At 70.0% G+C, this 10,947-nt stretch carries 12 protein-coding genes; 6 read left to right on the top strand and 6 right to left on the bottom strand.

From position 1 onward, the window contains the following. The first annotated feature begins 13 nt into the window (after window positions 1-13). Entirely contained in the window at window positions 14-1,012 is a 999-nt protein-coding gene (locus tag BM175_RS08785) for an adenosine kinase (protein ID WP_090962103.1), read from the top strand. A gap of 207 nt (window positions 1,013-1,219) precedes the next feature. Here BM175_RS08785 and BM175_RS08780 read toward each other — a convergent pair whose 3' ends face one another. Further along, a complete protein-coding gene (locus tag BM175_RS08780; RefSeq protein ID WP_090962101.1) occupies window positions 1,220-2,752 on the bottom strand; it encodes a YifB family Mg chelatase-like AAA ATPase in 1,533 nt (510 codons plus the stop codon). A gap of 172 nt (window positions 2,753-2,924) precedes the next feature. Between BM175_RS08780 and BM175_RS08775 the strand changes: the two genes are divergently transcribed. Continuing rightward, window positions 2,925-3,623, top strand: coding sequence for a hypothetical protein (locus BM175_RS08775; RefSeq protein WP_090962099.1), 699 nt, complete (start codon window positions 2,925-2,927; stop codon window positions 3,621-3,623). A 51-nt stretch (window positions 3,624-3,674) separates the two neighbouring features. On the opposite strand, the gene BM175_RS08770 is transcribed toward BM175_RS08775, so the two are convergent. Both BM175_RS08770 and gshB read right to left on the bottom strand, forming a co-directional pair. Then, window positions 3,675-4,334 carry an SH3 domain-containing protein gene (locus BM175_RS08770; RefSeq protein ID WP_175526805.1) on the bottom strand — a complete coding sequence of 220 codons (660 nt, stop codon included), beginning with the start codon at window positions 4,332-4,334 and terminating at the stop codon, window positions 3,675-3,677. Between the two features lie 99 nt (window positions 4,335-4,433). Beyond that, window positions 4,434-5,372: a glutathione synthase gene (gshB, locus tag BM175_RS08765; RefSeq protein ID WP_090962095.1), complete on the bottom strand. Its 939-nt coding sequence runs from the start codon at window positions 5,370-5,372 to the stop codon at window positions 4,434-4,436. A gap of 140 nt (window positions 5,373-5,512) precedes the next feature. Between gshB and BM175_RS08760 the strand changes: the two genes are divergently transcribed. Then, window positions 5,513-6,310 carry a sulfate transporter family protein gene (locus BM175_RS08760; protein WP_090962093.1) on the top strand — a complete coding sequence of 266 codons (798 nt, stop codon included), beginning with the start codon at window positions 5,513-5,515 and terminating at the stop codon, window positions 6,308-6,310. On the opposite strand, the gene nth is transcribed toward BM175_RS08760, so the two are convergent. After that, window positions 6,271-7,116, bottom strand: coding sequence for an endonuclease III (gene nth / locus BM175_RS08755; protein ID WP_183193301.1), 846 nt, complete (start codon window positions 7,114-7,116; stop codon window positions 6,271-6,273). The two genes, BM175_RS08760 and nth, sit on opposite strands and share 40 nt — an antisense overlap. Window positions 7,117-7,191: 75 nt before the next feature. Between nth and BM175_RS08750 the strand changes: the two genes are divergently transcribed. The 3 genes from BM175_RS08750 (at window position 7,192) to BM175_RS08740 (ending at window position 9,423) form a co-directional block, all read left to right on the top strand. Next, a complete protein-coding gene (locus tag BM175_RS08750) occupies window positions 7,192-7,671 on the top strand; it encodes a DUF2244 domain-containing protein (RefSeq protein ID WP_090962090.1) in 480 nt (159 codons plus the stop codon). Window positions 7,672-7,753: 82 nt separating this feature from the next. Continuing rightward, complete coding sequence (locus BM175_RS08745; protein WP_090962355.1) at window positions 7,754-8,662, top strand: methylated-DNA--[protein]-cysteine S-methyltransferase; 909 nt, start codon at window positions 7,754-7,756, stop codon at window positions 8,660-8,662. 71 nt (window positions 8,663-8,733) lie between these two features. Continuing rightward, window positions 8,734-9,423, top strand: a complete 690-nt coding sequence (locus BM175_RS08740) for an endonuclease III domain-containing protein (RefSeq protein ID WP_090962088.1) — start codon at window positions 8,734-8,736, stop codon at window positions 9,421-9,423. Window positions 9,424-9,437: 14 nt separating this feature from the next. Here the strand turns inward: BM175_RS08740 and BM175_RS08735 are convergent, their stop codons facing one another. Continuing rightward, window positions 9,438-9,785 (bottom strand): arsenate reductase, encoded by a 348-nt coding sequence (locus BM175_RS08735; RefSeq protein WP_090962087.1) that lies wholly within the window; start codon window positions 9,783-9,785, stop codon window positions 9,438-9,440. Between the two features lie 76 nt (window positions 9,786-9,861). Then, entirely contained in the window at window positions 9,862-10,833 is a 972-nt protein-coding gene (locus tag BM175_RS08730; protein ID WP_090962352.1) for a Bug family tripartite tricarboxylate transporter substrate binding protein, read from the bottom strand. Between the last annotated feature and the right edge of the window lie 114 nt (window positions 10,834-10,947).

The raw sequence follows: 10,947 nt of genomic DNA, 5'->3' as shown, positions 1-10,947 counted from the left end.
GGCTCCTCTCCGTATGGCCGACTACGACCTCCTGACGATCGGCAACGCCATCGTCGACATCATCTCGCGGACCGACGATGCGTTCCTGGCCGAGGCCGGCATCGAGAAGGGCGCCATGACGCTGATCGACGCCGCCCGCGCCGAGGAGCTCTACGGCAAGATGGGCCCGGCCACCGAGATGTCGGGCGGCAGCGCCGGCAACACGGTGGCCGGCCTCGTCTCGCTCGGCGGCACCGGCGCCTACTTCGGCAAGGTTGCGGACGACCAGCTCGGCCGCATCTTCGCCCACGACATCCGCTCGCTCGGCATCCGCTACGAGACGGCGCCGCTCGCCGATACGCCGCCGACCGCCCGCTCGATGATCCTCGTCACGCCCGACGGCGAGCGGTCGATGAACACCTATCTCGGCGCCTGCATCGAGCTGTCGCCCGAGGACGTGGTCGAGGAGATCGTCGCCGCCGCCCGCGTCACCTATTTCGAGGGCTACCTCTGGGATCCGCCGCGCGCCAAGGACGCGATCCTCGAAGCCGCCCGGATCGCCCACACCCACGGGCGCGAGGTCGCGATGACGCTGTCGGACAGTTTCTGCGTCCACCGCTACCGCGCCGAGTTCCTCGACCTCATGCGATCCGGCACCGTCGACATCGTCTTCGCCAACGAGCCGGAGGCGCTGGCGCTCTACCAGACCGAGATCCTGGAAGAAGCCCTGCACCACCTCGGCCAGGATGCCAAGCGCCTCGCCGTCGTCACCCGCGGCGCCGAAGGCTGCGTGGTCGTCGAAGGCGCCAGCCGACAGGCCTTCCCCGCGACCGTCGTTCCCGACGTCGTCGACACGACGGGTGCCGGCGACCTCTTCGCCTCCGGCTTCCTGCGCGGCTACACAGCCGGCCTCCCCCATGACCAGTCCGCCCGTCTCGGCGCCATCGCCGCCGGCCACATCATCGCGCAGATCGGCCCCCGCCCCCAGACGCATCTCGCTGACCTGCCGGAGGTCCGGGCGATCCTGGGGTGAGTGCGACTTGGACGATGGGGCTCTGCCCCAGACCCCGCCAAGGGAAATGATTTCCCCTGGAACCCCTCTCCATTCGAAGAGAGTCCAAAGACGAAGGGGGCTGCAGGCCGCCTTCGTCTTTGGAAAGATCGTCAAACGAAAAGAAGGGTTCGGGAATTCCTTCCCGAGCGGGGATCGGGGCGGCAGCCCCGCCATCCCGACCGAGCCCTACCCCGCGACCGCCGGGCGCTCGGTGGCGACGCGGTAGCTGATGGCTTCGGCGAGGTGCGGGCGACCGACGGTCTCGCTGCCGGCAAGGTCGGCCAGCGTCCGGGCGACCTTGAGGATGCGGTGGTAGGCGCGGGCCGAGAAGGCCATGCGCTCGGCCGCCTCGCGCAGGAGCTTCGAGCCGGCGGCATCGGGCGCGGCGACCCGCTCCACGAGGGCGGCAGAGCAGTGGGCGTTGAGCGTCGTGGCGGGAAGACCCAGCGTCTCGTAGCGGGCGGACTGGATCCGACGAGCGGCCTCGACGCGCGCGCGCACCGTGGCCGACGGCTCGGACGGGGCGACGGTCAGGAGGTCGGCGGCCGAGACGGCGGGCACGTCGATGCGGATGTCGATGCGGTCGAGCAGCGGGCCGGAAACGCGGGCCTGGTAGTCCGAGGCGCAGCGGGGCCCGCGCGCGCAGGCATGACCGGGCTCGCCGGCCATCCCGCAGCGGCAGGGGTTCATCGCGGCGACGAGCTGGAACCGCGCGGGGTATGTGACGCGGTAGTTGGCGCGCGCGATGACGCTCTCCCCGCTTTCGATCGGCTGGCGGAGCGAATCGAGTACGGCGGGCGAGAACTCCGGCAATTCGTCGAGAAAGAGCACGCCGCGATGGGCGAGCGACACCTCGCCGGGGCGCGTGCGATGGCCGCCGCCGACCATCGCGGCCATCGAGGCGGAGTGGTGCGGTGCGCGGAAGGGACGCCGATCCGACAGCCGGCCATCGGACAACTCGCCCGCGATCGAGGCGATGCGCGACACGTCGAGGATCTCGGCGGGCACCAGCGGCGGCAGGATCGAGGGCAGGCGTCCGGCGATCATCGACTTGCCGGAGCCCGGCGGCCCGCACATCAGCATGTTGTGGCCGCCGGCGGCCGCCACCTCGAGCGCCCGGCGGGCGGTCGCCTGCCCGCGGATTTCGGCCATGTCGGGGAGGTCCGCGGCGGACGCGCGCACGGCAGGCTCGGGCCGGCCGAGGACCTGCGTGCCGCGGAAGTGGTTGGCGATCTGGATCAGGCTGCGCGCGGCGACGATCGGCATGTCGACGCTCGCCCAGGCGGCTTCCGGACCGCCGGCCTCCGGGCAGATCAGGCCGAGCGACAGGTCGTGGGCCGCCATCGCCGCCGGCAGGACGCCCGCGACCGGCGAGACCGTTCCGCCAAGCGAGAGTTCGCCGAGGACGAGGTAGCCCGCGAGTTTCTCGGCGGGCAGCGCGCCGAGCGCCGCCATCAGCCCGAGGGCGATCGGCAGGTCGTAGTGCGAGCCTTCCTTCGGCAGGTCGGCGGGCGCGAGGTTCACCGTCACGCGCTTGGGGGGCATCGACAGGCCGGACGCGTGGAGCGCCGCCTGGACGCGCTCGCGGCTTTCCGCCACCGCCTTGTCGGCGAGGCCGACGATCTGCATTCCCATCTTGCCGGGCGCGACCATCACCTCGACATCGACCGGAATGGCGTCGACGCCCTGGAAGGCGACGGTCCTGACGCGCGAGATCATGCCGGCCCGTTCCCCAACGCCTGTCGCCCCAATCCTTTGAAGATTAGCGAAGCACCGCAGCGGCGACAAGAACGAGGCGGGAACAAACACCGTCTTCCACAACTCCTGCGCGTTTTCGCTCGGTGTTCGACGGGTCGATGGCGGGACACGCAAACTTGACCGGACGAAGCGCTTGCCGGTCACAATCAAACTACTAGGCGGGCCCGGTCGCCGCTACAGGTCGCTCTCCTTCGACCTCCCGGGATTTTCATCTTTCGCGTTCAGACCTCTCGCTGCGGCAGGCCTTGCGCTCCTGCTCGCCGGCTGCGCCCAGCCCATCGTCAAGACCACCGGCCCGCTGGCCATCACGCGGGTGGACATCAATACCGCCCCAACGCTGAAGGCGCACACCGATCTTCTGCCGCAGGTGCGCCAGACCGTGCCCACCCAGCTCGTCGGCGCCCATCCGGGCAAGCCGGCCGTGCTCGACCTGACGCTGGTCGACGTTCACTACAAGAACCCGGTCGCCTCGCTTCTCGCCGGCGATTCCAACCACCTGACGGCCAAGGGCGTGCTGCGCGCGGAGGACGGCACCGAGATCACCCGCTTCGACGCGCGCACGTCGGACCAGGGCGCGATCAACGGCATCGCCGGCGCGGTGATCTCGGTCGCGCAGGACCGTGCGCGGGTCGACCGGGCGATGGCGCGCGAACTCGCCAAGGACCTGGAGCGCCGCATCTACGGGAAGGTGACCCGCGAGCCGGCGCAGCTGGAGCTCGCGCCGAAGATCGGAGCGCCGGTGGCCCCTCCGGCCCCCGCAGCGGCGCCGGCTCCCGCGGCACCCCGCGTCGGCGCGCCGAAGCCGCTGGCGAAGGGCGCAGCGGGCGTCTGACGGCTCCGTGCAGAAACGAAGAAGGGCGCCCCGAGACGCCCTTTTTTGTGGTCAGTAATCGCGGTCGTAGCCCTCGGGATCGAACGGGCCGGCATCGGTGCGCTGCCAGCGCGGCGGGCCGTCCTCGTAGCGGTCGCGCCGGTCCTCCCAGCGCTGGCGCCGTTCCTCGCGGCGCTCTTCCCAGCGGTCCCGACGTTCGTCGCGACGCTCCTCCCAGCGGCGGTCGTCGCGGCGCGCATAGGGCGGGGGCGGAGGGCCGTCGCGCCAGTCGCGGCGCGGCGGACCACCGCGGTCGAAGATGCGCGGACCGTAGATGCCGTCCCAACGCTGACGCTCGCGATAGAAAGGCCGATCGCGGTAGTAGCGATCCCAGTAGTCGCCGAACGAGTAGGTGACGACCGGCGCGCCGATGTAGCGCACCGAGCGCTCGCCGGTGTAGCGCACGCCGCCGCGCACGAAGGCGAGGTAGTTCGACGACATCCAGCCGCGCTGGCCGTAGAAGTCGACGTCGCACCACGAGCGGTTGGCGAGGCACCCGTAGACGCGCACGTCCTCGCCACCGCGCACCACGTTGACGGGCGGATAGGCGGTGGACGGGCCGGCGCGCAGGTTGACGTTGGTGGTCGCGATCGCGGTCGCGGCGCTGGCAATGCCCGGCACGAGGAGGGCACCGATCAGGAGGGCGGATTTCAGGAAGGTCAGGCGGGGCATGGGAGCCGTCCGGTCACAAGGCTTCGATGAACGCATTCAAGCACGGCGCGGTCGAACGGTTCCCGAACGCCCTGTTCATCGGGCGTTCAGGAACGGGCTTCAGCGCTTCGCCTCGACGGCGTCCCAGTAGAGCGCGGCGATGTCGGCGCCGCCGAAGCGCTTCACCTCACGGATGCCCGTCGGGGACGTCACGTTGATCTCGGTGAGGTAGTCGCCGATCACGTCGATGCCGACGAACACCTGGCCGCGCGCCTTCAGCGTCGGGCCGATGCGCGCGCAGATCTCGCGCTCGCGCTCCGTCAGCTCGGTCGGCTCGGCGCGCCCGCCGACATGCATGTTGGAGCGCGCGTCGGTCTCGGACGGTACGCGGTTGATCGCACCGACCGGCTCGCCGTCGATGAGGATGACGCGCTTGTCGCCCTTGCGCACGTCCTTCAGGTAGCGCTGCACGATGAAGGGCTCGCGGAAGAGGAGCGCGAAGGTCTCCATGAAGGAGGAGAGGTTGCGGTCCTCCTTCGTGAGGTGGAAGACGCCGGCCCCGCCGTTGCCGTAGAGCGGCTTCATCACGATCTCGCCGAACTCGGCGCGGAAGTCGGCGACCTCCTGCGGGTCCTTGGTGATGATCGTCTCCGGCATCAGGTCGGCGAACTCGGTGACGAAGATCTTCTCCGGCATGTTGCGCACCCAGGCCGGATCGTTGACCACCAGCGTCTTCGGGTGAACCCGCTCCAGGATGTGGGTCGAGGTGATGTAGTTCATGTCGAAGGGCGGGTCCTGGCGCAAGAGCACCACGTCCATGTCGGCGAGGTCCACCTTCTCCTGGGCCCCGAGCACGAAATGCTTCCCCTGCTCCTCGACGAGGTTCAGCGTCTCGACGCGGGCCGTCGCGCGCCCGTCGCGCAGCGAGAGGCGGTCGGGCGTGTAGTGGAAGAGCTGGTGCCCCCGCCGCTCGGCCTCCAGGCACAGGGCGAAGGTCGAATCGCCCTTGATGGTGATTCCCGACACATGGTCCATCTGGACCGCGACCTTGAGCGACATGGCGGCTTCCTCGGCTGGAAAGGGCGTCTTCTCGCGCGAGGTAGCGGGGATGGGCGCGCAAGTCCACTTGGGGCGTGCCATTGCTGGCGGCGCTCCGCCGTCCCATCTCCTGTTCCCGAACACACGATGGAGCCTCAGCGATGATCCTGGCCTCGGCTGGCCGCGCCCTCGGCGACGTCTTCTCACCGCCCTTCCGGGCCGCGCTCTGGAAATCGCTCGGTCTCACTGCCGTCGTCCTCGTGGCGCTCTGGTTCGCGGTGCGCTGGCTGTTCGAGGCCGAGGTGATCCCGTTCTTCTCGCAGTTCTCGCCGGACATGCCGGCCTGGGTCGACAATGCCGGGACCCTTGCAGGCTGGGCGGCAGGCATCGCGCTCGCCTTCCTTCTCGCCTTCCTGATCGCGCCGGTCTCGGCGGTGATCGCGGGCCTCTTCCTCGACGACGTCGCGGAGGTCGTGGAGCAGGGCGACTATCCCGGCCATGCCGTCGGCCGCGCGCTGCCGCTCGGGCGCTCGATCGTCCTGTCGGTCAAGTTCTTCGGCGTCGTGATCCTCGGCAACCTCCTCGCCTTCGCGCTGCTTCTCGTGCCGGTGGTCAATTTCGGCGCCTTCTTCGTGATCAACGGCTACCTTCTCGGCCGCGAGTATTTCGAGTTCGCAGCGCTTCGCTACCGATCGGAGGAGGAAGTCCGCGCGCTTCGCTCGCGCTACGGCGGCACGGTCTTCGCCGCCGGCCTGCTTCTGGCGGCCTTCCTGGCGGTGCCGATCCTGAACCTTCTGACCCCGCTCTTCGCCGCGGCGATGATGGTGCATCTCCACCAGCGCGTGTCGCAGCGCGAGGGCGGCCTGCCGATCGACGGCGTCACGCCAGGCACGATCGAAGGCGCGCCGGGCGTCGCGGCTCAGCCGCCCGGACGCTTCGCACCCGGCGGCAGGGGCTGAGGCCCCGGCGAGGCGTCGGGCAGGGCGACGAGCGGCGCCGCCGTGTCGCACCACCTCTCGTCGGCCCGGCAGAGATCGGCGATGATGCAGACCGCGCAGTCCGGCTTCCTCGCCTTGCACACGAAGCGTCCGTGCAGGATCAGCCAGTGATGGGCGTGGCGCAGGAACCCGTCCGGGATGATCTTGAGGAACCCGTCCTCCACCGCCTCCGGCGTCTTGCCGGGCGCGATCTTGATGCGGTTGCCGATGCGCAGGATATGCGTGTCGACCGCGAGCGTCTCCTCGCCGAAGGCCGTGTTCAGGATGACGTTGGCGGTCTTTCGCCCGACGCCCGGCAGGGCTTCGAGGCTCGCCCGGTCGCGCGGCACCTCGCCCCCGTGCTGGTCGCGCAGGATCTCCGATAGCCGCTGGACGTTCTTCGCTTTGGTGCGGAAGAAGCCGACCGACTTGATCGCCTCGCGGACCTCGTCCTCCCCGAGCGCCGCCATCGCGTCCGGCGTCGAGGCGCGCGCGAAGAGCGTGCGCGTCGCCCGGTTGACGCCCGCATCCGTCATCTGCGCCGACAGGACCACGGCAACGAGCAGCGTGAACGTGTTGACGTGCTCGAGTTCCGAGGTGGGGTGCGGGCGCTGGACCGCGAGGCGGCGGAAGATCTCGGCCACCTCGTCCGGCGTGTAAGGGATCTTCGGCGCCTTCGCGCGCGCCTTGGCACGGACGGCCTTGGCCACGGGTGCGGCCTTGCTCGCGCCCGTCGATGGCGCTTTTCGCGCGCGCTTGGTCGCAGGCGCTTTTTCCGCCATGGTCAGAGCCCTATTATCGCCTCGGCAGCTCGGGGAGCCGCCGCCCATTGGAACGGATCCAGCCTGCGAGGCAAGACGCAGATGACCGACAGCGCCGATCGCACCGTCTTCCATGCCCTTCTGACGCCTTACCGCTCGCTGGGAAAGCGCGGCTTCAACGTGACCATGGCCCTGTTCGGAGGCTTGAGCCTCCTGTCGGGCGCGGTGTTCGTCTCCCACGGCGCCTGGCCGGTCGTCGGCTTCTTCGGGCTCGACGTCCTGCTCCTCTGGGTGGCGCTCAGGGCGAGCTTCCGTTCGGCCCGCGCGTCGGAGGAGGTCCGCGTGTCGCGCACCGAACTGACCATCCGCAAGACCTCGCCGCGCGGCGCGGTGCAGGAGGACCGCTACAACCCGTTCTGGACGCGCTTCCTCGTTCGCCGGCACGAACTGGCCGGCGTCACCCACATGGCGGTCGCGGGCGAAGGGCGGCAGACCGAGATCGGCGCCTTCCTCAATCCGGAGGACCGCGAGAGCTTTGCGGAAGCCTTCAACCGCGCGCTCAACGAGGCGAAGCGCGGCTGACGCGGGACGACCGGGAAAACGGGTGGCCGCGGGATCGGTCATGGTCCATCGTCGCGTCGAAGATGACGCGCGGAGCGATCCGATGACCCACCACTCGCCCTCCCCCGGTCCGGCCGAGCCGCTCGATGGCCTCGCGGAGGTTCCCCCGCCTTCGGACTATCCGCTGGTGCGCACGGCGATCGAGTTCATCTCGGCGGAATACCGCAGCCAGCCCTCGCTCGACGCGGTGGCCGAGGCCTGCGGGGTGACGCCCCAGCGGCTGGAGGCCGCCTGCCGGCGCTGGGCCGGCCTCAGCCCCAAGGCGTTCCTGCAGGCCGTCACCATCGATCACGCCCGGCGCCTTCTCGGCGACGGGCTGCCGCTTCTCGACACGGCGATCGAGGTCGGCCTGTCCGGTCCGTCGCGCCTGCACGACCTTTTCGTGAAGCACGAGGCGATGAGCCCCGGGCTCCACAAGGCGCGCGGAGAGGGCCTGTCCCTGTCCTACGGTTTTGCCGACACGCCCTTCGGCCGCGCGCTGGCCGTCTGGACAGTGCAGGGGCTGGCGGGTCTCGCCTTCTCGGACGAGGAACGCGGCGGCGACGCGCACGCTCTCGCCGATCTCCTCGGCCGCTGGCCGCGGGCCTCCAGCGTGCGCAGCGACGAGGGCGCGGCCCGGCGCCTCGCACGCGTCTTCCGGCCGGACGAGTGGGGCGCCGGCGCGCCGCTGCGCATCGTCCTCATCGGCACCGACTTCGAAGTGCGGGTCTGGGAGCGGCTCCTCGCCATCCCGTTCGGCGCGGCGCACACCTATTCGGGGATCGCCGCCGAGATGGGCGCGCCGAAGGCCTCGCGCGCCGTCGGTGCGGCCGTCGGGCGCAACCCGATCTCCTTCGTGGTGCCGTGTCACCGCGTGGTCGGCAAGTCGGGCGCCCTGACCGGCTACCACTGGGGCCTGACGCGCAAGCGCGCGATGCTCGGCTGGGAGTTCGCGATGACGTCCGCGGGCTGATCGCCGCAGCGGGGAACCCGTCGGCGGCCCGGAGCGTCCCCCACCCCGACGACGCGTGGAGGACGACCGGCATGGACGCAGCGGTGGAGAAGGACACGGGGCACGGGGCACTCGGCGAGGCCGAGCGCGAGGAGGCCTTCCGGCGGCTGCGCGAGCACATGCCGGGCCGCACCCCAAGCGCCAAGGGGCCGAAGGACCAGCCCGACCCGTTCCGCTCCGTCGTCTCCTGCCTCCTGTCGGCGCAGAGCCGCGACGTGAACACGGCGGCCGCCGCCAAGGCGCTGTTCGCGTTCGCCAAGACCCCGGACGCGATGCTGAAGCTGTCGGAGGAGGAGATCGCCCGCGCGATCAAGCCCTGCGGCCTCTACAACATGAAGGCGAAGAGCATCAGACGCCTGTGCGCCGCGCTGATCGAGGAGCACGACCGCGTCGTGCCGCAGACGCGCGAAGGGCTGATGGCGCTGCCCGGCATCGGGCGCAAATGCGCCGACATCGTCATGAGCTTCACCTTCGACGAGGATGTGATCGCGGTCGACACGCACGTCTTTCGCGTCTGCAACCGCACCGGCATCACTAATGAGCGCACCGCCGACAAGACCGCCGCAGCGCTGGAGCGTTTGGTGCCGGACTGGGCCCGGCGCGACGGTCATTTCTGGCTGCTGCAGTTCGGCAAGACGGTGTGCCTGTCGCGCCGGCCGCGCTGCGAGACGTGTTTTCTCAACGACATCTGCCGCTGGTTCGCCGCCGCGCGCGACGCCTGACGGCCCGCCCCGGATCAGCCGAAGGCGCTGGCGTAGGTGTCCGGCTTGAAGCCCACGAGGATGGTCTCGCCCGTTTCGGCGACCGGCCGCTTGATGAGGCTGGGGTGCGCGAGCATCAGGGCGATGGCCTTCGCCTCCGTCATGTCGGCGCGCTCGGCCTCCGGCAGCTTGCGAAAGGTCGTGCCGGCGCGGTTCAGGAGCGTCCCCCAGCCGGCCGCCGCGCACCATCGCCGCAACTCGGCCTCGCCCGGCGCATCGGCCTTGAAGTCGCGGAAGCGGTGCTCGACCCCGCGGGTGTCGAGAACGGCCCGCGCCTTCTTGACCGTGTCGCAGTTGCGGATGCCGTGGAGCGTCAGGGACATGGGAACTCTCGATGATGCGAAGAGAGGGCGAACGGCGTCGCCCTCTCCGGTTGCGGCTGGACGGTGAGCCGCCCTCTTACTCGATCTTGGCGCCCGCCTGCTCGATGACGGGCTTCCAGCGGGCGATCTCGTCCCTGACGTGAACGGCGAGTTCCTCCGGCGTGCCGCCGACCGTCGTCGCGCCGACCTCGGCCAGACGCTTCTTCACCGTCTCGTCCTGGATCGCCTCGTTGGCGGCCTTGTTGAGAACCGCCACGACCTCGGGCGACATCCCCTTCGGACCGAAGAACGCGTTCCAGGTGTTGGTCTCATAGCCCGGCACGCCCGCCTCCTCCATGGTCGGAATGTCGGGGAAGTTGGCGGCGCGTTCCTTGGTGGTGACGGCCAGCGCCCGGAGCGCGCCCGAGCGGATGAATTCCGTCGAGGACGGCAGGTTGTCGAAGTTGATCGGGACGGCGCCCGACACGGCGTCCACCAGCGCCGGGCCCGAACCCTGATAGGGTACGTGCACCATGTCGGTGCCGGTCATCGACTTGAAGAGCTCGCCCGACAGATGGAGTGGCGTGCCGTTGCCGGACGAGGAATAGACCTCCTCGCCGGGCTTCTCCTTCAGCCGCGCGACGAGCTCCTGCACCGTCTTGGCGGGATAGTCCTTATTGACCGTGAGGACGTTCGGCACCGTCACCAGCCAGACGATCGGCGTGAAGTCGGCGATCGGGTCGAAGGGCGGCTTGGCGTAGAGCGAGGCCGAGAGCGCGTGCGTCGCGATCGTGCCCATGAGGATCGTGTAGCCGTCGGGCTGGGCTTGACTGACGAAGGTCGCGCCGAGATTGCCGCCGGCCCCGCCCTTGTTGTCGACGAGCACCTGCTGACCGAGCGTCTCGCTCATCTTCTGCGCGATGGTGCGCGCAACGAGATCGGTCGAGCCGCCGGCCGCGAACGGCACGACCAGCGTCACCGGCTTGTTCGGATAGTCCTGCGCGGCAGCGCCGATGGCCGTGGCGGCGAGGAGCGCGAGGGCTCCGGCGATGGCGGTCAAAGTCTTCATGCAACCTCCCTTGGCGCCCGTCGGGGCGCGCGGGAGGATGAACGGCCGGCCGGCCGCCTGCAATCGCGCCGATCCGTTGATATCGATTGAATCGAACGTTCACGCGTTTGTGTC

Source organism: Aureimonas phyllosphaerae (genome assembly GCF_900113065.1).
In the GTDB taxonomy this organism is placed as follows: Bacteria; Pseudomonadota; Alphaproteobacteria; order Rhizobiales; family Rhizobiaceae; genus Aureimonas; species Aureimonas phyllosphaerae.
Note: the sequence above shows the minus strand (reverse complement) of the source record. Positions and strands in the feature narration are given on the sequence as shown.